Origin of the sequence: Microcoleus sp. Pol8_D6, assembly GCF_036700965.1 — a bacterium.
Taxonomy (GTDB): domain Bacteria; phylum Cyanobacteriota; class Cyanobacteriia; order Cyanobacteriales; family Microcoleaceae; genus Microcoleus.
The window spans coordinates 182,004-200,874 of record NZ_JAUBPW010000001.1; the positions used below are offsets into that span (position 1 = coordinate 182,004).

Annotated in this window: 16 protein-coding genes; 9 read left to right on the plus strand and 7 right to left on the minus strand. The window is 43.5% G+C overall.

Features of this window, described 5'->3' with window-relative positions; translation table 11 throughout:
* The first annotated feature begins 212 nt into the window (after positions 1 to 212).
* Complete coding sequence (locus QUA10_RS00775) at positions 213 to 620, plus strand: hypothetical protein (protein WP_333080711.1); 408 nt, start codon at positions 213 to 215, stop codon at positions 618 to 620.
* Positions 614 to 3,157, plus strand: a complete 2,544-nt coding sequence (locus tag QUA10_RS00780; RefSeq protein ID WP_333080712.1) for a protein kinase domain-containing protein — start codon at positions 614 to 616, stop codon at positions 3,155 to 3,157. The genes QUA10_RS00775 and QUA10_RS00780 overlap by 7 nt, the downstream gene beginning before the upstream one ends.
* Before the next feature lie 219 nt (positions 3,158 to 3,376).
* On the opposite strand, the gene QUA10_RS00785 is transcribed toward QUA10_RS00780, so the two are convergent.
* Positions 3,377 to 4,789: a hypothetical protein gene (locus QUA10_RS00785; protein WP_333080713.1), complete on the minus strand. Its 1,413-nt coding sequence runs from the start codon at positions 4,787 to 4,789 to the stop codon at positions 3,377 to 3,379.
* 77 nt (positions 4,790 to 4,866) lie between these two features.
* Here QUA10_RS00785 and QUA10_RS00790 point away from each other — a divergent pair, with 77 nt between their 5' ends.
* On the plus strand, positions 4,867 to 5,892 hold the full coding sequence (locus tag QUA10_RS00790; RefSeq protein WP_333080714.1) for a hypothetical protein: 1,026 nt from the start codon (positions 4,867 to 4,869) through the stop codon (positions 5,890 to 5,892).
* 202 nt (positions 5,893 to 6,094) lie between these two features.
* Here the strand turns inward: QUA10_RS00790 and QUA10_RS00795 are convergent, their stop codons facing one another.
* The gene (locus QUA10_RS00795) at positions 6,095 to 6,418 is read right to left on the minus strand and encodes a TMEM14 family protein (protein WP_333080715.1); all 324 of its coding nucleotides are present in this window, start codon (positions 6,416 to 6,418) and stop codon (positions 6,095 to 6,097) included.
* Positions 6,419 to 6,544: 126 nt separating this feature from the next.
* On the opposite strand from QUA10_RS00795, the gene QUA10_RS00800 reads away from it, so the two are divergent.
* The 4 genes from QUA10_RS00800 (at position 6,545) to QUA10_RS00815 (ending at position 10,160) form a co-directional block, all read left to right on the plus strand.
* Complete coding sequence (locus QUA10_RS00800; RefSeq protein ID WP_333080716.1) at positions 6,545 to 7,849, plus strand: ATP-binding protein; 1,305 nt, start codon at positions 6,545 to 6,547, stop codon at positions 7,847 to 7,849.
* A 236-nt stretch (positions 7,850 to 8,085) separates the two neighbouring features.
* A complete protein-coding gene (locus tag QUA10_RS00805) occupies positions 8,086 to 8,532 on the plus strand; it encodes a tellurite resistance TerB family protein (protein ID WP_333080753.1) in 447 nt (148 codons plus the stop codon).
* 153 nt (positions 8,533 to 8,685) lie between these two features.
* Positions 8,686 to 9,111 carry a thioesterase family protein gene (locus QUA10_RS00810; protein ID WP_333080717.1) on the plus strand — a complete coding sequence of 142 codons (426 nt, stop codon included), beginning with the start codon at positions 8,686 to 8,688 and terminating at the stop codon, positions 9,109 to 9,111.
* A gap of 77 nt (positions 9,112 to 9,188) precedes the next feature.
* Positions 9,189 to 10,160 carry a putative 2-dehydropantoate 2-reductase gene (locus QUA10_RS00815; RefSeq protein WP_333080718.1) on the plus strand — a complete coding sequence of 324 codons (972 nt, stop codon included), beginning with the start codon at positions 9,189 to 9,191 and terminating at the stop codon, positions 10,158 to 10,160.
* Positions 10,161 to 10,243: 83 nt separating this feature from the next.
* On the opposite strand, the gene QUA10_RS00820 is transcribed toward QUA10_RS00815, so the two are convergent.
* The 4 genes from QUA10_RS00820 to menA all read right to left on the minus strand — a co-directional run bounded on the left by QUA10_RS00820 (position 10,244) and on the right by menA (position 14,759).
* Complete coding sequence (locus QUA10_RS00820; protein ID WP_333080719.1) at positions 10,244 to 11,794, minus strand: 2-succinylbenzoate--CoA ligase; 1,551 nt, start codon at positions 11,792 to 11,794, stop codon at positions 10,244 to 10,246.
* A 76-nt stretch (positions 11,795 to 11,870) separates the two neighbouring features.
* Complete coding sequence (locus QUA10_RS00825; RefSeq protein ID WP_333080720.1) at positions 11,871 to 12,908, minus strand: o-succinylbenzoate synthase; 1,038 nt, start codon at positions 12,906 to 12,908, stop codon at positions 11,871 to 11,873.
* A gap of 11 nt (positions 12,909 to 12,919) precedes the next feature.
* Positions 12,920 to 13,720: a 2-succinyl-6-hydroxy-2,4-cyclohexadiene-1-carboxylate synthase gene (gene menH / locus QUA10_RS00830; RefSeq protein WP_333080722.1), complete on the minus strand. Its 801-nt coding sequence runs from the start codon at positions 13,718 to 13,720 to the stop codon at positions 12,920 to 12,922.
* A 142-nt stretch (positions 13,721 to 13,862) separates the two neighbouring features.
* On the minus strand, positions 13,863 to 14,759 hold the full coding sequence (gene menA, locus QUA10_RS00835) for a 2-carboxy-1,4-naphthoquinone phytyltransferase (protein ID WP_333080723.1): 897 nt from the start codon (positions 14,757 to 14,759) through the stop codon (positions 13,863 to 13,865).
* Positions 14,760 to 15,142: 383 nt separating this feature from the next.
* Here menA and QUA10_RS00840 point away from each other — a divergent pair, with 383 nt between their 5' ends.
* Complete coding sequence (locus QUA10_RS00840) at positions 15,143 to 16,576, plus strand: isochorismate synthase (RefSeq protein ID WP_333080724.1); 1,434 nt, start codon at positions 15,143 to 15,145, stop codon at positions 16,574 to 16,576.
* Positions 16,577 to 16,631: 55 nt separating this feature from the next.
* Here the strand turns inward: QUA10_RS00840 and QUA10_RS00845 are convergent, their stop codons facing one another.
* Complete coding sequence (locus tag QUA10_RS00845; protein WP_333080726.1) at positions 16,632 to 16,931, minus strand: antibiotic biosynthesis monooxygenase; 300 nt, start codon at positions 16,929 to 16,931, stop codon at positions 16,632 to 16,634.
* A 73-nt stretch (positions 16,932 to 17,004) separates the two neighbouring features.
* On the opposite strand from QUA10_RS00845, the gene menD reads away from it, so the two are divergent.
* A complete protein-coding gene (menD, locus tag QUA10_RS00850; protein WP_333080727.1) occupies positions 17,005 to 18,852 on the plus strand; it encodes a 2-succinyl-5-enolpyruvyl-6-hydroxy-3-cyclohexene-1-carboxylic-acid synthase in 1,848 nt (615 codons plus the stop codon).
* Positions 18,853 to 18,871: the final 19 nt, after the last annotated feature.

The window sequence follows — 18,871 nt, forward strand, 5'->3', positions numbered from 1 at the left end:
TGTGAGCATCTTTCGGCTCGCCCGCAGCGAGGGGCAAGACCCCTCACCCAGACAGCGACCGAAAAGCCGAGGATAGATATCAGTTTTCAGAGGATATTGCAATGGGCGAATTTTTTACAGTCGATGTGTTTGCGAACACGATAGCGGTACTCGGCGCTTTGGGTTTTTTCTTTTTGGGATATCAAGCTTTGCAGATGTTGAAAAAATAAAGTATGTCAGAACTGAGATGTTACACCATTGTCAAGAACGGGCAAGATGCCCGTTCCACAAAGAATGATTTTTCTTGTGGAACAGGCATCTTGCCTGTTCCTCAACAAGTAATTGAGAATGGTGCAATATCTCAGTCAGAAGTCAGAAGTCTGAAGTATGAAGGAAAGAGGTCTGAAGGAAAGAAGTCAGAGGGAAGAAGTCCGATGGAACTCGGAATAAGGAAAGAAAGAAGAAGGAAAGAAACAACTATTCCGAATACCCAATTCCCTGTTTTGCCAATGCCCAATGCCCTGTTTTGCCCCTGCCCAGGAAGACCTAATTCACCTGAACAAGGCTATACAACTGACTCAACATTGCAACTGTTTCTTGCGAAAATCAACCAAAAAAAGGCTGCGTTATTATCATGGTGAGCCAACTTTTAGATGGACGCTATCAAATCATTGAAGTCATAGAAACAGGAGAATTTGGACAAACCTATCTGGCCAAAGATATTCGCCGTCCCGGAGAACCGCAGTGCTTTGTCAAGCACCTGCGTCCCGGTACTACCGAACCGAAATTAATTAATACTACGCGCCGTCTTTTTCAAAAAGAAGCAGAAGTTCTAGAAAAGCTCGGTCAACACGACCAAATTCCTCAGCTATTCGCTTATTTTGAAGAAAATGAAGAATTTTTCTTAGTTGAATCCTTTGTTGCCGGTCACTCGCTATCAACCGAGATTGTACCGGGCAAGCCTCTAACTGAAGAAAAAATGATTCCTTTGCTGAAGGAACTGTTAGAAATTTTAGTGTTTGTACACGGACAGGGAGTAATTCACCGAGATATTAAACCGGCTAATTTAATCCGCCGCTATTCAGATAATAAGTTAGTTTTGATTGACTTTGGCTCGGTGAAAGAAATTCACATCGCTCAAAGACAAGCGCCGGTAACTGTGCGGATTGGCACTCTGGAATATATGCCGATCGAACAATTTCAATACAACCCGCAACTCAACAGCGATATCTACGCTTTGGGAATGATTGGCATCCAAGCAATGACGGGTTTGCCGGCTTACGATTTGCCGAAATTGCGGGATTTGAAAAATTCTAATAAAGGCGAAATTGTTTGGCGGCATTTAGCCACGTGTTCCCAAGCGCTGGCCGATGTTTTGGATAATATGGTGCGCTACGATTTTCGGGAGAGGTACCAGTCGGCGGCGGAAGCTTTAGCCGATTTGAGGAAAATTGGCGATCGCTCGCGGGCGCGGATTCCCAAGCTAACAATATATCGCGAAGAAGTCGATCGGCGCAGCAGCAGCCGGGGTGATATTACCGTCGTCGGTCGGAGAATATTAGATGAACTGCGCGTCAGTTTGGAATTGCTGCCAGAAGAAGCAGAGGCGATCGAAGATGAGGTATTGAACCCTTACCGGAAATACAGGCAAAAAGGCGAACGCTACGAACAATCACTGCAAGAAGCAATGCAGCAAGAATATCCCTTTTCTCAGGAAACTCGCGAGGAGTTAAAACGCTTGCAGCAAGTTTTAGGGCTTACCGACGAAGATGCCGCGAAAATCGAAGAATTAGTCATTCCTAAATCTTTATTTGCTAAATTGTACAAGGCGATCTCCACAGTTTTGGAGGGACACCGCAACCCCAATCTGCCACCACCGAGTAGCGCCCCTCACCTCGAATTGCAGGCAAGTCCGGCGGTATCCTCGCAGGTAAATCTGAACGGAAAAACCGATTTCTCGTTAGCGCAGCCCGCCCCTACGGGGGCTACGCCAACGGAGAGGATCGCCAGCCCAGCAGCACTTGTCCCCAAAGAAACTCGCAAATTCAATCCTTATCTTGCCGGGGCAACAATTGCGGCTCTCTTAGCTGCGATCGGCGGAATTTACGGATATCTCAAGTGGCAAGAATGGCAGCAGCGAGCCCAGAAAGAATCCCAAGAGCTCAATCAAATTGAAGCTTTTTATAAAGGCAGTAATTATGAAGACTGCATCAGCCAAATACCAACAATTGCCAACACTTCCAGCAGCTATTCATCCGCTCAGGAGTTACAGGAACAGTGCCAAGCAGGTCTGCGGTGGAAGAACGCCAAAGTCAAAAATTTCGCTCAGCATTCAGATGCCGTTGGGTCTGTTGCTTTCAGTCCAGACGGCTTAATGTTAGCCAGCGGTTCTAAAGACAAAACCATCCAAATTTGGGATTTAGCTACAGGCAAGTCTATCCGCACTTTTCCAGGAGATTCCTCCACCATTTGGTCGGTTGCTTTTGACTCAAACGGTACTAAACTGGCGACTGGAACCGGTTTTTGGCGAGTCATGCTGTGGGATTTGAAAACAGGGCAAGTGATTCGCAGTCTCGACCACACTGCTTCTGTGTGGTCTGTCGCTCTCAGCCCCGACGGACAGCTTGTGGCTAGTGGCAGCGGAGACAAAACCACAAAGATTTCGGAGGCAGCAACTGGCCGTTTGATTCAGAGTTTTCCAGACCATACAGATTTTGTTTATTCTGTTGCTTTCACTCCAGATGGAAAAAGTTTGGTTAGCGCTTCTAAGGATAAAAAAATTACAATTGTTGATGTCGCAACAGGGGCGTTGCTCAAAACTATTGAGGGACACGGCGACCCCGTGAGGTCGATTGCTGTTAGCCCAGACGGCAAGACAATTGTTAGCGGTTCCTACGATGAAAGTATTAAAATCTGGAATATCGAAACAGGAGATTTAATTCGCTCGATCAAGGGACATTCTGACGATATTGTCTCGGTTGCTATCAGCCCGGATGGGAATTTTATTGCGAGCGGGAGCAAGGATAAAACTATTAAAGTTTGGGATTTTGCTACCGGAGAATTGCTGAATACTTTGACGGGACATTCCGATGAGGTTTATGTGGTGACTTTTAGTCCTGATGGCAAAACTATTGCTAGCGGTTCTAAAGACAATACTATTAAGTTGTGGTTGAGGTAATCAGAAGGAAGTTCGGCAACGGATTATGTAACGGATGTAACGGATGTACAGGATAGAAGGAAGAAGGAAAAATAGTCCTTGACCACAGACTATACTTGTAGGGTGGGCAGTACACACTTTACTACTACACAAGTAGTGTAAAAATTGAAAAGTTGGGTCTACGAGGGAAGAAGTCAGTCAACAGTCAACAGTCAACAGTATCCATTAGTCACCTGTCATTTAATTGCTATAATTCAGCTCGTTTTTTAAGATTGGGGGAAAGTGCCAATAAGGCGTTTCTAATTCGTCCTCAGTTGAATAATTTTCAGTTGATTTCTCTCGGATTTGAAAAAAGTAGTAGAGGTTAGCCACAGTTAAATCGGATATTTCTTGCCAATTCGAGGCAGCTAAAGCTTGATAGCCAGTAGCGATCGCCTGCTGGCTGATATAAAATTCGTATCCCCGGCGGATTTCCGGCGACACAGCGAAGGTTAGCTGGTCGCGCAAGGATAGAAAGTGAGACTTTTGCTTTAAAGTTTCATAAAGGGAAGGTTCCGTAGCTAATACCGCGAATGTAGTGTACACGCTGCTTTTTAAACTATCGGCAGTGAGTTTATCTAAACTAGCTAACTGGTGCTGCTCTTTTGGAGACAAAGTTTCCATCCAATCAACCTCATTTTGCCAAAATTCTATTACACTTAAATCATGACCTAGAATCCTAGTAACTTCGGGAAATAAAAAATTTAGTTCTGGTTCGGATTGACATCCTTTAACAACAGTTAGAAGATTTTGACAAATTTTTGATTGGAGTTCCCGCAGGCGATCGCTCACCATATCGTAGGCCCGCTGCAAGTGAAACGTGACGCCGATCGCCTGCTCGATCGCCCAAACACATTCCATTTGCCTGAGTTGTCCGGCAGAACATAGCCCCTCTAACAAACTAGGATTCTCATAAATTTTTAAAGCCTCAAACAGCATATCCCGCCCGCTATTAATTTCGGAATTCCGAAGTTTAATATCTGGCACTGTCAGGGCTGACTGACAGCGTTTTATAGCTTTAGAAAAAATCTCATAACCGTTAACCAGTTTCTGGCGGTGCATTTCAAAACTAGAGTCGTGAGCCACCTTAAAAATATGCTGGATCACCTCTACTCCCCTATCTTTGAGGATGTGTCTGAGATCAATAAACCCGTCTTTAATTTTTAGCTTCTGGTGCTTGGCCTCTTCTCGGATTTTTAATACTTGGTTGAGGTTTACTGCTGACAAAACTGTGCTCGATACAGTGCCAATACCAATGACAGCAGCAGTTGCTTGGATCACTGCCAAATTAATTTTCAGACAGTTAAGCATTCTGTATGTTTTTTGAAACCCCTGATGAGTTTGAGCCACCTGCAACGGCGCCAGTGTCACGTACACGGGAGCTACCAGCGGCTGTATGGGGCCACCTCCGCCTAACTGTGCGAGCAATCCTATAACTCCGCGATCCGATTGAGTTTCACTTTTTGATTGATAAAAAATTTTTGCAATCTCCACAAACTCTCCTGTCACCGGATCTCTAGCAGCAGGGAGCAATTTTCCTGTTTTGGCAGCAGGCTGTACAAGCTTGCCACTATTGAGTCGCGCCTGAGTTGCAGGGGTGAATATATAATCCATGTTGTGACTCAGTTTCCATTCAAAAACGCAGATGTTCTGTATTGTATGCTGTTTATGGAAACGAGGCATGAAAGGAAATGAATGAGTATCTCAAGGCATTCCAGGCTATTACCCAGTTTAGCGATCGATTGTTGGCAGACGAATATCAATCCGTGGAGATTAAACAGTCAGCTACCCAACTCAGTTTAGATGTGGAACCTTGTATTGACGAAATTAAGCAATCTGCCATCAGACTCAAGGGGTTACTTCAGGTATGTTTCAAAGATGTATCTCATGCTGAGGATGTCTGGAATAGCAAGCCGAGAATTGCTGGATCATCTCCTGTTGATGTCTGGGAGCAAATTGGCGAACTAAGCGGATGCGATGTGAGAATTCGCAGTTTAGGAAAACAGGGCAAATATGATACTGTTGCTAAAGTTCGCAAATCTTGGAGCGACAAGGCGACCAAGTTAAAAAATCAGTGGTTTTTGTGGGATAAAAACGCTCAAGTGTTTCAAAGAGATACTATTGGTTTTTTTGAAAAAGATAATTTGCACAAAGAGCTGCGGAATGAAGTTGATGCCCAAGCCGAGCGAGTGATTTTAATTATGGAGAATGAACTAACTTTAATTTTTCAAGAATTACAATCTATAGATATAGAAAAATTTGAAATTTGTATTGAATGCTTCGACCTAAAGAGTCAGTCGAAATTTAGAGAGCGACTACAATCAATAGGCGGGGAGATTGTATCGAAGTTTACGGAGCCACTGAAATATTTGCCTGATTCTTATATTAAAACTTTTAAAGAAACACTGAAAGAACCTGTAGAGAATTTGGTTCACAAAAGCAAGATGGGAATCAGTTTGGTCGATTTTGAAGAGTCCTGTAAAGTGATTGGGTTAATCCTGGATAATGTGATTATAGCAATTTTTGAGGAGCGCATGAAACTGGCAATTCAAACAGTTGAAAAAGCGATTAAATTCTACAATAATTTTTTAGAGAAGCAGGCGCGGTATCAGAAAGAGACGCCGGAACAGCGATCTGCGGAAAAAATTTGGATCGAATGCCAGCGGCAGCAACTCAGGGAAGTTCAGCAGTATATTGATGCAGTCATTAGTCATTAGTCATTAGTCATTAGTCATTAGTCATTAGTCATTAGTCATTAGTCATTAGTCATTAGTTATTGGTCACTGGTTATTGGTTATTGGTTAGTAGTTATTGGTTATTGGTTATGGGTTATTAGAACGAACAACTAACAATTAACAAATAACCACTGACCACTAAAAACAGTCAACAGTCAACAGTCAACTGTCAACTGTCAACAGATTATTGATATTGACCGCTGATTTCGTAAACGATCGCGCCCAAAGACGCTAAGCTAGCTAAAATTAGCATTCCGGCCGGCATGAATTTTTGAGTTTTAACAAGGCGCACAATAAAGACTATTACTAAAACAGCGGAGATGGCTGCTGCTAATGTTAAACCCCAACTTTGTCCCATAAGCTGGGCGGTGCCGGCAAAAATTAGCAGGGAACCGCTAATCAGGCCGGAAATGAGTGAGGCTTGGCTTTTGGCCTTGATATAACCCATGATGCCGCCAACCAGTGTTAAAATGCCGTAGCCGATCGCGGCTGTTGTACCTAAATTCATTTTTAATCCTCTCGATTTCACTGTTTGCATCTAAATTTATACAGCGCAGCCTGCAATTAGTGTCACGAATTGTTAGAAAATTTATTAAAGCCAGTCAGGATATGTAACTGTTATACAATTGCCATTATGTCAGCCCTAACTTCTGGTGCGATCGCCCAAATCCGTTACCTCCAGCGCCAAGCGGCATCCCTGCTGCTGTATCAATCAGTTCTCAAAAGCCCCGCAGGTCAAGCTTTTCTCGATTTGCTGCAAGCCCTTCATCACAGCGAAGTCAGCGCTTTGGAATGTCAGATAGCTTACGGAAACTGGTTCAAACTTCAGGCTGCTAAAAATTTAAGCTGGAAAGATTCTCTGATTTCCGAAATTCTCAAAGACGAAAACCCCTTTTCTCGCCGAGCTCAGCAAACAGATTTTGCAAGTTTGCCCCCCGCTTTGGTGGAAGCCGCCCGACATGATTTAGAAGTGCTGCAAAATATTTACGAATGCAGCAGCGAACAGTTGAGCAAGTGGGTGCGCGTAGCGGGTCAACTTGACGCAGTGCCTCCGATTTGGCATTCAGAAACTGTAGCAGAACCGGGAGATTTGCCGCTGCACGGAAAACTGGAAAAATGGTCGAGCGCGGTGGAATCTTTGGCAGTTTATTACCGACAGTTTGGCACGGGTTTGTTTGCCGAATATCGCGCTTTTAGGTGGCGGAGAGGGCAGTTGGCGAGTATTTCACATCCCGATGGCATAACTTTAAAAGAGTTGGTTTGCTGCGATTGGCAGCGGGATGCTCTGGTAAAAAATACGGAGTTTTTGTTGGCAGGTTATCCGGCTTTGCACGTTTTGCTGTACGGGAGCCGCGGTTCGGGTAAGTCTTCTTTGGTGAAGTCGCTGTTAAATGAATTTGGATCTCGCAATCTGCGCTTGATTGAAGTATCTAAATCGGATTTGCAAGATTTGCCGCTAATTGTCGAGCAGTTGCGGGGAGTTCCTCAAAAGTTTATTATTTTTGTGGATGACCTTTCTTTTGAGGAAGATGACGATGCTTTTAAAGCTCTGAAAGTTGTCTTGGAAGGAAATGTCACTGCTCGCTCTCAAAATGTGGTAGTTTACGCCACATCTAACCGCAGGCATTTAATTCGAGAGTTTTTTGACGACAGACCTCGCCCCCGCGATGGAGACGAAGTTCACGCTTGGGATACTGTGCAGGAAAAACTTTCATTTAGTGATCGATTTGGCTTGACTTTAACTTTTGAACCGGCCGATCAAAACACTTATTTAACAATTGTGCGACATCTGGCAGAACTTGCTGGAATCCAACTCGCTCCCGAGGATTTGGATAACCGTGCTAAAGAATGGGCAACTCGTCGCAATGGGCGATCGGGGAGGACTGCGCGGCAGTTTGTTGATTTCCTGAAAGCAGATTTAGCCCTTTTTGAAAAATAGATAGTCTGCGATCTAGGGCGGGTTTGAGCCGATATATGGGAAGGCAATTCAGGATAGGAATTAACCCGCCCTTACAGTACACAAGGGCCAAATAAAAATCTTAATTTTTTCATAATTTTATTGATAACAACTAACTAACAAGATTTGATATAATTGTCGAAATCTCCCAAGAAACTTCCCGAGCCAGAGCACATCCTGACTCCATGAATCGACTACTAAATAATGAGGAAAATATCATGGGTTTATTTGATAAAGTATCGCAGACTCGTCAAGAAACGGACGTAAGATTAGGGCCGGCAGAAGCATTTGCGGCGATCGCGCTAATTGCCGTAGCAGCCGACGGTTACATCAATGACAGCGAAAGTAAAGCGATTAGCATGACGCTATCTCGGATGCAACTGTTCCGCAGCTATCCCGATGACGTAATGAGAAAAATGCTCGAGCGCCTGCTGATGATTCTGCAACGGCAAGGAGTTGAGGTACTGTTTAATGCAGCTTTGGCAACCCTTCCCGACGAACTTAAAGAAACCGTTTTTGCTGTCACAACTGATATCGCTTTAGCAGATGGCGAGGTTTCAGAAGAAGAAGAACAACTTTTGAACGATCTTTACAGTGCATTGGGGCTTTCCGAAGATATTGCCCTCAAGATTATAGACGTGATGTTGATTAAGAACAAAGGTTAAGAAATCAGGGGGAGGAGTGAGGAGGGCGAATTTTACAATATAAAAAATTAGCGCCTACTTACTTAGCTGACAAATTCTCCAAAAGTGCGGGTTGAGGGATATGATGGTTGGTAAAATTGCGATCCCAATTGCGATCGCCCGCTACTACCTCAAATGCCTTTCACTTACACCCGCACTGTTCACTTTCAAGATACCGATGCTGCTGGAGTCGTTTACTTTGCTAACGTTTTGGCGATGTGCCACGAAGCTTACGAGGCATCTCTAGCAGCATCGGGAATTAATCTCAAAGCATTTTTCAGCAATTCCGAGGTTGCCTTTCCCATAATTCATGCTAGTGTAGATTTTTATCGCCCAATGTTTGCGGGCGATCGGCTGATAATTCAATTGACGCCCAAACAACTTACTGGCGATGAATTTGAAATTGCCTATCAAGTATTTTCTGAGGAAGTTGCAGGAAGAAGCGCTGCTAAAGCTCTGACTAAGCACGTCTGCATCGATGCACTTAGCCGAACTAGAAAACAGCTATCTGAAGACTTGATGCAGTGGATGAGGAAATTTGAGATTGAGATTTCCGATTAGTTCTCTCTTTAAATAATAGCAGGGAATGACTGTAAAATTTCTGTTTTGTTGATAATTATTTCTGAATTGTTGATATTATGTCAAATCGCAATTATGCCATTGTGGGTACGGGAGCTTTAGGCGGATTCTACGGTGCTAGACTGCAACAAGCAGGTTTAGAAGTCAATTTTTTGCTACGCAGCGATTACGATTACGTCAAAAAACACGGTTTGATTGTCGAGTCTCCCGAAGGCGACTTCACCCTCCCCCACGTCCGCGCCTACCACGACGCGCACAAAATGCCTCAGTGCGACGTAGTAATTCTAGCGCTGAAAACAACTCAAAATCACTTGTTGCCCAAAATTTTGCCTCCTTTATTAAAGGATAACGGCGCGGTTTTAGTATTGCAAAACGGATTGAATACAGAACCGGAAGTAGCTAAAATTGTCGGTGCAGAACGAGTGGTTGGCGGGCTGTGTTTTCTCTGTTCTTATAAAGTTGGGCCAGGTCATATCTGCCACCTTGATTACGGCACTATCACGCTGGGAGAATATTGCCAAGAGTACAAAGCAATCGGTATTACTAATAGATTGCACCAAATTGCTGCAGACTTTAAACGTGCTCATATTCCCATAAAAATGAGCGATGATTTGCTATTGTCAAGGTGGAAAAAGCTGGTTTGGAATATTCCTTATAACGGGCTGTCTGTAGTTTTGGATGCGAGAACTGACGAACTGATGGCTAATCCTGATACTCTGATTTTAGTGGAGGAAATCATGGGGGAAGTGGTAGCGGGAGCCAAAAGTTGCGATCGCATTATTCCCGATGACTTTATCCCACAAATGCTTGAATACACTCAGAAAATGAAGCCTTACCGCACCAGCATGAAAATCGATTATGATGAATCGCGGCCCCTGGAAGTTGAGGCAATTTTTGGTAATCCGATACGGGTGGCGCAGCAAGCAGGTCTTAAGTTGCCCCAAATAGAGGTACTTTACCGAATGTTGAAGTTTGTGGATTTTCAAAGACAAGAAGCGGAGAGGACGAGAAGGCTGTTAGGTTTGTCGTAATTAGTCAGTTGACTGTTGACTGTTGTCAGGAGTCGGAAATAAGCATGAGAAATTCTGCCTTCTGTATAGATCGCGCCTAATAATTATTGATCTTTGAGCGCAATTTCTTGCAATTGTTCTCGATTGAGTTTGCCTTGAGAATTGCGGGGCAATTGTTCGACGATAACCCAATATTTCGGTCGCTTAAACTTGCTCAACTTATCTTCTATTGCCGCTTGCAGATTTTTGACACTAACTTCGGAATTAGCGGGAACGTAGATAGCCGTAACGACTTGACCCCAATCTTTGTTTGGCAAGCCAATTACAGCAATATCCGCCACTAAATTAGTCGATCGCACAACGGCTTCAACTTCCGCCGGAAATACATTTTCTCCGCCTGTGATAATTTTATCGCTGCTGCGTCCAACGATATTTAAGTAGTTATTTTTATCAAAAAATCCCACGTCGTCTAATTGGAAATATTGGCGATCGCCGAATAGTTCAGGATAATAACCCAACGCCAAAGATTGAGCATTAACCACAATATTTCCAATTTTATTATCGCACAAAATCTCGCCTTTTGCACTGCGAATAGTTATTTGAGCGTGCGGTAAAGTTTGACCGGAACTGTTATTACCCGCGAGAAAATCTTCGGGTTTTAGTGTAGCAATTTGCGAGGCTGTTTCGGTCATGCCGTAACTAGGCGCTAATTTGATTTGATAGTTTCTAGCTGTTTCTAAAAGTTCCGGCCAAGCGGGAGCCCCGCCCAAAAGTACGGCACGAAACCGTCCCAGCCAATTAGCTGTATCTGGGTTTTGCAGCAGCCGTTGCAGTTGAGTGGGAACTAAAGAAATGAAAAATTCTTCGGGTTCGATATCGCTTTTTTTACCATTTTCTAATTCTTTAAATGGCTGAATAGCCAGTTTTCCTCCGGTAGTAAAGGAACGCATGAATTGCATTAAACCGCTGACATGGTATAATGGCAAAACGCAGAACGAGTTGATTTTGTCAACTTTAAAATATTGTTGAAAACCTTGTACTGATGCGGTTAATGTTTCCCAAGTGTGCATGGCAAAACGGATTTTTCCTGAAGAACCGCCGGTGGGAATCATGATTGATGGTAATGGGTAATTGGTAATTGGTAATTGGTGAGGGTTTTTATTTGGGTCAGTTGGAGATGCGCTTAATCTGAAATCTTGCACCATTCTCAAGAACAGGCAAGATGCCTGTTCCACAAGGAGTGAATTTGATTGTGGGGTGGGCATCTTGCCCGCCCCTAAAAGACTTATTGAGAATGGTGCAAGATGTGAGATTAATTGCATTTTCTTGAGATTTTCCAGTGCATTTTGCCCAAAAATTATGTCTGGTTGGACTAAATCAAAAACTTGTTGCCATTCTGATTTTACCCAGTTGGGATTGCAGAGAAAAATCTGGCATTTGGCGGCACAAGCGCTGATGAAACTAGCAAGAAATTGTACGGGTTCCGCTTCTGCTATAAAAATTGTCTGCGGTGTTTGCTGTGGTTGATTTTGGCTGAATTGTTGAAATACCCGATCGACAATTCGGGCAAATTCGCCGCTGTCACAACCGATGAGCCAATTATTGGGCAAGCCAGCCACGAGATCCAGAATATTTACTGTGAGATTTGTTGCCATAGATGCTTTCACCAAGTTTTTCGATTCAAAACAATTATGTAACCCGCCTGATTTAGTCGTGGGACTAATCTAAAATCTAAAATCTAAAATCTAAAATCGAATCATTCTCGTCGAACCAGGAATCAGTTCCGAAGCCTAATGATCTATTATTAAAAGACAATTCTGTTGCTAAATTTAAGGCTGCTTGTCTGCCGATTTTGGTTTCAAATACTGATGAGAAAACAGCGTCTATATTGTGAGTTTGACAAAATTTTCGCAGTTGGGATGGGGAACCAGCAATCGCAGGTTTAATGACGAAAATTCCCCGCCAGCCTTGGCTGTAGCACTCTTGGATGCGATCGAGGTTGGCTGCAGATTCATCAAGGGCGATCGGAGTTGCATAAATAGCATTTAATTCTACCATTTCCTGAAACTGTGTTACGGGCAGCGGCTGTTCCAAAAATTCAATGTCTGCAGAAAAGTCGGGAGTTGCTTTTACCTTGTCGCAAGCTTCCAGCCATGTTTTAGCCTGCGAGTAACTAAGTCCCCCGTTGGCATCTAAGCGCAAAAATGATTTTTCGCGATCGCACAAATTGTGCATTGCTTGGATTAGCTGTTGAAAAATCTTTAATTCTTGTTCAATTGCAGCAACACCAATTTTCCATTTAAACGTCCGATATCCCTCTAACCAAAGCATTGGTAAAGCCTGCAAAGCTGTTTCACCTGCTGGCAATAAACCGCTGTACTGACTCAGCCTCTTCTCCTCCTCTTCGCAAAGGTAAGTTAAATTTTTTCTCTTCTCCCCCCCTTGCCAAGGGGGGGCTGGGGGGGGTGAATTTTTGTCGTTTGATAGTGCTGACTCAAAGCCAAATTGACAAGCCGGCAATTCAGCGGAAATAGCAAAAATCATCTCTGATGAAATATTACCTGGCAACGAGTTACAAAAATCTAAAGCTTGCTCAAAACTTTCGGAACCAAACCAACTCAAAGGGGCAATTTCTCCCCACCCAATTTGATTATTTTCGCCCACAATTCGCAGGATAATTCCTGATCGAATATGCCAGATGCCGTGACTTGTTTGCAAGGGACGCTTAAATTTTCGCTGATAAGTGCGAAACTCGAATTGATAAAGCATTAGTTTTTTAGTTAATCATAAAATTCTCTCACAACTGATCCAAAATTCTCAATATTTTCAAAATGGATATTGTGACCAGCTTTTGGTACAATTTCCAGACGGGCGGCAGGACACAAGCGGGCAATTTCGGTATTTATAGTTGTAAATTTATCATCATATTCTCCCGCTAGCAAGAGGATGGGGATTTGATTTTGTGCGAGTTTTTCCCAGAGAGAGGGCTGGTTGCCGGTTCCCATATTGCGGAGAGATTTGGCTAACTCTAAGGGATTGTTTGCTAAGCGGGTTTCTATGAGTTTGTCGAAATTGGGAGAGTTTTTTAAAGATTTGAATAAAGGGCGATCGTACCAGTTGAATAAAAAATCTTTAATGTTGCTATTTTCCAGCTTTTGTGCTAGCTGTAAATCGGCTTCCCGGCGGTGCGATCGCTCTTTTTCGGTTTTCAATCCTGGCGAAGCTGACTCTAACACTACTTTCTCGAATCTTTCTGGAAAATGTAATGCCATGTAAAGTGCCAACCGCCCGCCCATTGAATAGCCCAACAACAAACATTTATCTATTTGTAAATCATTTAATAACTCGATTAATGCTTGGGCAGTAGTTGACATATTGTAGCAACTTTCGTCGCCGATTACTCTGGTTTTTCCGTGACCGGGAAGGTCAACTGCTAAGCAGCAATAACTGTTAGAAAGTAAGGGGATGACCCTGCTAAAGTCTTGACTGCTGCCCGTGAATCCATGCAAAAATAAAAGTGTCGGCTGATTCTTGTTGCCAGTTAAGGAATAGTGAAAGTTATAATTCTTAAATTTGTTCATAGACAATTCTACGATTCAATGTGAGGTACGAATTGCTGAATTAAAGAAGATTTTGAGAAGTCGCCCAACTCTGCCAACTCCACGAACTCCCTCAACTTAGCAAACCATACCTCAATTTTACCGGAATTCTCGATCGCCCGATCTACAAAACAAACCCCAACGCCAGCAGCAATCCGCTCGAAAAATGCAGCGTGACTGCGATAAACTTAGAGTTGCTGACCTTTGCCGGTTGGTCGTGATAGTCTGTGACATGGCGGCAAAGGTCGATCGCAAATGGCAAACTTCCAAAAATCAACAGCGTCCAAATTGGGAACATTCCCAAAGCCACAAATAGCACAGTCAAAGCATAAACGCTGCCGCATAACCACTGCAACAACTGAGCACCTTTTTTCGTACCGAGTCGAACAATTGGGGATTTTTTACCCGCCGCCAAATCGTCCTCAACTTGGTGAAAATGGGAACAAAATAAAATGATACTCGTTGTAATTCCCACGATTGCAGAACCCACCAAATTAGTTGCAGACCAAGTTTGAGTTTGACTGTAATAAGCAGCGGCGAAGGCTAGCGGCCCGAAGGTGAAAAAGCAAATAATTTCTCCCAAACCTTGATAGCCAAGACGAAACGGAGGCCCTTGATAAGTGTAGCCCAGAGCACAGCATAAAACTACTAGCAAAATTACTGTTGGGTCTTTTTGCCACCAGCTTATGGCACAGATTCCTGACACTCCGACTGCTAAAAATAGATTTGCTAGCCCGAAAATTAAAGCTTTATTTCCGGTTAAGTTAACTAGAGAATGCGCTTTGTTTTTATCGATGCCGGTTTCTGAGTCAAATACATCATTGCTGAGATTCAGCCATGCTATAATCAAAATGGCTGAAATTAAAAATGTCGAAAAAATTGACGAATTAATCGTTTGAGTTTCGGCAAAAGCAATTGCAGTTCCTACTGAAATAGGAATCACCGCAACGCTGTACATGGGCGGCTTGATTGCCGCCAGCCACAATTTACTATTTGAACGTTCAATTAACTTTGTTGTCATTACACAAACTTGATTCAATTGATAGCAGCGTAGTAATTTTACAATTTTATTGGTGAACAAAGTCTACTCTCGATCGGGTTGAGTGTGCGGCCGACATCCACATAGAGGCTGTGGCGGTACTCAAACAGCGCAAGTAGCCCGTCTGTCAACCTCTGCAGGGGGCGATCGACTTTTGCGAAATTTAGCCGATCGATCTTAAAGTTTTGTGTCTAAATGTTTCGATCGATCGCCCGACGGTCGGTTTTTTTCCCCAACAGAGCCCAAACAGGGAGGGAAACTCAAAAGGTCGTGTTTTGCGATCGCCCTCCCGTGCTTAGATCGAAATAGGGGTTTTAGCCGGACAAACCCACACTCTATCTGACAAATCTGCTATTCTCGCTTTCATGACAGTAATACCGCACCGCGCTAATCTCTTGCAAGACCGCAATCAACTGCATCAGTTTCTGTTAAATTGCCAGCAGTCTTTAACCGAAAAAGATCGCACAAAAATAGTTAGTATTTCTCAGGAAATTTATCCCCTCGATCCGCTAGCTGTACTGCAAGAGATTTCCGAACCTTGTCAGCGGCACTTTTACTTTGAAAAAAGAGACCCCATTGCCGGCAAAAGTTTTGCAATTGCCGCCCTTGATTCGGCAATCCATCTCACCGTAGCAGGAACCGATCGATTTGTGGCAGCTCAAAACTTTATTCGTTCAACAGTTGCCAATACAATTACCATTGGTGCGGAACGCTTGCCATTTAGCGGGCCTCACTTTTTTTGTAGCTTTGCTTTTTTTGATGAGAACATTGCTGCTAATTCTTACTTTCCGCCCGCCACCATATTTTTACCCAAATGGCAGATTACCAGACAGAAAGATACCTGCATCCTCGTCGCAAATGCCATCATAGAAAAAGATCGAAACGTTAAAAATATTGCTGAGAATATTTGGCAAACCTTTGATAAAATTGAATCTCGCAAATACCATAAACTAACAACTGCGATCGACAGTTCGATATCTTTGAAACAAATCCCCGTCAATGATGCCAGTCAATTTAAAACATCAGTCAAGTCGGCTTTAGAATTGATCGCCTCTAAATATTTTAGTAAAATTGTTTTATCCCAAGCAATCAATGTGATTTCTCAAACCCCTTTCAGTTTAATAGATTCATTAAATAACTTGCGCCTCAGCTATCCAGATTGCTATGTATTTTCAACCAGTAACGGCAAAGGACAAAATTTTATCGGTGCTAGTCCAGAACGCTTAATTAGCATTCACAACAATCAGTTATTAACAGATGCTTTAGCAGGTTCAGCACCGAGAGGAAAAACGGAGGCGGGAGATGCGAAATTAGCCCAAGGATTGCTAGAGAGTGAGAAGGATATTCGCGAACATCAAGTTGTGATTGACTTTATTGTCGATCGCCTATCTAAACTCGGCATAACCCCCAAATTTTCCCCAGTGCCCAGACTGCTGCAACTATCAAACATTCAGCATTTGTGGACACCTATAACAGCTCAAATTCCCCCTGATATTCATTTATTAAAGATTTTAGCTCAACTGCATCCAACCCCAGCGGTAGCAGGCGTGCCGAGAGATATTGCTCTCGAACAAATTCGCCGCTGCGAAAGCTGCGATCGCTCTTTGTACGCAGCACCCCTCGGCTGGATCGATCGCACCGGCAACGGCGAATTTGCCGTGGGAATTCGATCGGCTTTAATCGATGGCGATCGGGCTATACTTTATGCTGGTGCTGGTATTGTGGCGGGTTCGGAACCAGAGAAAGAACTAGCAGAAATTCAGCTCAAATTACAACCACTTTTAAATGCTTTAGTCTAATAATTAAGCTAATTTGCAGGATCTAGAGTTGTCAAGTTAATTGATTGAGTCTGTGTTAATGTTTAATTTTCACCTCCTCAAAATGTTCTACTATGGGAAAAGGATCGTAAAAATGGTGAAGCATTCTTTTCCACTCTTGATATTCAGCGGAATTCCTAAATCGAATGGTATGAGCTTCTAAATTTTTCCATCTAACCAATAATAGATATTTTCCTTGAACTTCTGTGCAGCGATGAAGTTCGTGAGATAAATATCCATCTATAGACGCTATCAAACTGGAGGCTTCTCTAAAAGCTATCTCAAAATCCCTCTCACAGCCAGATTTGACATTAAGCACAACCGCCTCAAGAATCATAAAAATGTATCCTGACAATTATTTGAGTATAATATCCTAGCACAATACAGAGTTGAGCTACTCAGGTTTAGCAATGCCAATAGATTTTCGCAACACAAATACCGTCTGGGCTTCCGTATTAGCAGAAACTTTGCAGCGGTTGGGATTAACTACAGCCGTGATTTGTCCCGGTTCGCGATCGGCACCGCTAACAATAGCCTTTGCTCAAAACAAAAAACTCGAAACTATTCCCATACTCGACGAACGTTCAGCGAGTTTTTTTGCATTAGGAATTGCCAAAAAATCCTATTTGCCAACCGCACTAATTTGTACATCTGGAACGGCCGCAGCCAACTTTTATCCTGCTATCATAGAAGCCAGAGAAAGTCGAATTCCGCTGCTAATATTCACCGCCGATCGACCTCCAGAACTGCGGGACTGTCACGCCGGACAAGCGATCGACCAAGTGAAAATCTACGGCAATTATCCCAACTGGCAAGCCGAATTAGCGATACCTTCTGCGTCCAGAGGAATGCTAGACTATCTGCGCCAGACGATCGTGTATGCTTGGGAGCGATCTCAATTTCCAACACCGGGCCCCGTCCACCTCAACATCCCCTTTCGCGACCCGCTTGTACCCGTTCCAGACATAGCCGTAGAAGCTTTAGAAACAGAATTTAATCCCGAAGATTTCTTTGCAGGATTAGAACCCATTTTCGCGGGAGAAAGCTCTACCCCCCCCAGCCCCCCCTTGTTAAGGGGGGGAGAAGAAAGTACAATGCAACAGTGGCAAAAGTGCAGCAAAGGGATTATTATTGCAGGCGTTGCACAGCCTCAATTTGCCGAAAAATACTGTAGTGCGATCGCCCAAATTTCCAAATCCTTAAACTGGCCAGTTTTAGCAGAAGGATTATCCCCAGTCAGAAACTACGCCCAACTCAATCCTTATCTAATTTCCACCTACGATTTAATCCTGCGAAACCGCGAACTAGCAGATAAATTAACCCCAGAAATCGCCATTCAAATCGGAGACTTACCCACAAGCAAAGAACTGCGAAACTGGCTAGACAAAACCCAACCCAAACGCTACATAATCGACCCCAGCCACCACAACTTCGATCCCCTACACGGCCAAACACTTCACCTGCGAACCTCCCCAGAAAATATCGCAACTAATCTCGCAACTATATTAACTCTTGTCCCCCCCCTAAACAAGGGCGAGTCAACTCTTGTCCCCCCCCTTAACAAGGGGGGGTTAGGGGGGGTTCAAACCTCTCCATCAAACGAATACCTCCAACTTTGGCGCAACACCGAAATCCAAGTCCGACAAACAATAGACCAAAAAATATCAGCAATTAACAACATAATCGAGCCCAAAGTTTCCTGGCTGCTTTCCCAAATTTTGCCTCCAGCAACACCGATCTTTATTGCCAACAGTATGCCCGTGCGAGATGTAGAGTTTTTCTGGAAGCCAAACAACTTAGAAATAAAACCTTTTGTCAATCGCGGCGCTAACGGCATAGACGGCACATTATCAACAGCTTTGGGAGTTGCTCACCGCAATCAAAGCAGCATCATGCTAACAGGCGATTTAACACTTTTGCACGATACGAACGGTTTTTTAATTAAAAATAAATTTGTCGGCCATCTGACAATCATATTAATTAATAACAACGGCGGCGGAATTTTTGAAATGTTGCCCGTTGCCAAATTTGACCCGCCCTTTGAAGAGTTTTTTGCCACGCCGCAGCATATCAATTTTGCTCAGTTGTGTGCAACTTACGGCGTGGAACACGAGATAATAGACGATTGGGAACAGTTCAAACAAAAATTAAGTTTTTTGCCAAATAGCGGGATTCGCGTCTTAGAATTGCAAACAGACAGGCGCGCCGATGCTAAATGGCGGCAAGATAATCTAAGTAAATTTGCCAAAGATTTGTAAATTTGTAGGTTGAGCAGGT

Bases quoted from the DNA above. Each gene is read 5' to 3' on its own strand.
- QUA10_RS00775 (WP_333080711.1), top strand. From the start codon at position 213: ATGTCAGAACTGAGATGTTACACCATTGTCAAGAACGGGCAAGATGCC.
- QUA10_RS00780 (WP_333080712.1), top strand. From the start codon at position 614: ATGGTGAGCCAACTTTTAGATGGACGCTATCAAATCATTGAAGTCATA.
- QUA10_RS00785 (WP_333080713.1), bottom strand. From the start codon at position 4,789: ATGGATTATATATTCACCCCTGCAACTCAGGCGCGACTCAATAGTGGC.
- QUA10_RS00790 (WP_333080714.1), top strand. From the start codon at position 4,867: ATGAATGAGTATCTCAAGGCATTCCAGGCTATTACCCAGTTTAGCGAT.
- QUA10_RS00795 (WP_333080715.1), bottom strand. From the start codon at position 6,418: ATGAATTTAGGTACAACAGCCGCGATCGGCTACGGCATTTTAACACTG.
- QUA10_RS00800 (WP_333080716.1), top strand. From the start codon at position 6,545: ATGTCAGCCCTAACTTCTGGTGCGATCGCCCAAATCCGTTACCTCCAG.
- QUA10_RS00805 (WP_333080753.1), top strand. From the start codon at position 8,086: ATGGGTTTATTTGATAAAGTATCGCAGACTCGTCAAGAAACGGACGTA.
- QUA10_RS00810 (WP_333080717.1), top strand. From the start codon at position 8,686: ATGCCTTTCACTTACACCCGCACTGTTCACTTTCAAGATACCGATGCT.
- QUA10_RS00815 (WP_333080718.1), top strand. From the start codon at position 9,189: ATGTCAAATCGCAATTATGCCATTGTGGGTACGGGAGCTTTAGGCGGA.
- QUA10_RS00820 (WP_333080719.1), bottom strand. From the start codon at position 11,794: ATGGCAACAAATCTCACAGTAAATATTCTGGATCTCGTGGCTGGCTTG.
- QUA10_RS00825 (WP_333080720.1), bottom strand. From the start codon at position 12,908: ATGCTTTATCAATTCGAGTTTCGCACTTATCAGCGAAAATTTAAGCGT.
- menH (WP_333080722.1), bottom strand. From the start codon at position 13,720: ATGAACAAATTTAAGAATTATAACTTTCACTATTCCTTAACTGGCAAC.
- menA (WP_333080723.1), bottom strand. From the start codon at position 14,759: ATGACAACAAAGTTAATTGAACGTTCAAATAGTAAATTGTGGCTGGCG.
- QUA10_RS00840 (WP_333080724.1), top strand. From the start codon at position 15,143: ATGACAGTAATACCGCACCGCGCTAATCTCTTGCAAGACCGCAATCAA.
- QUA10_RS00845 (WP_333080726.1), bottom strand. From the start codon at position 16,931: ATGATTCTTGAGGCGGTTGTGCTTAATGTCAAATCTGGCTGTGAGAGG.
- menD (WP_333080727.1), top strand. From the start codon at position 17,005: ATGCCAATAGATTTTCGCAACACAAATACCGTCTGGGCTTCCGTATTA.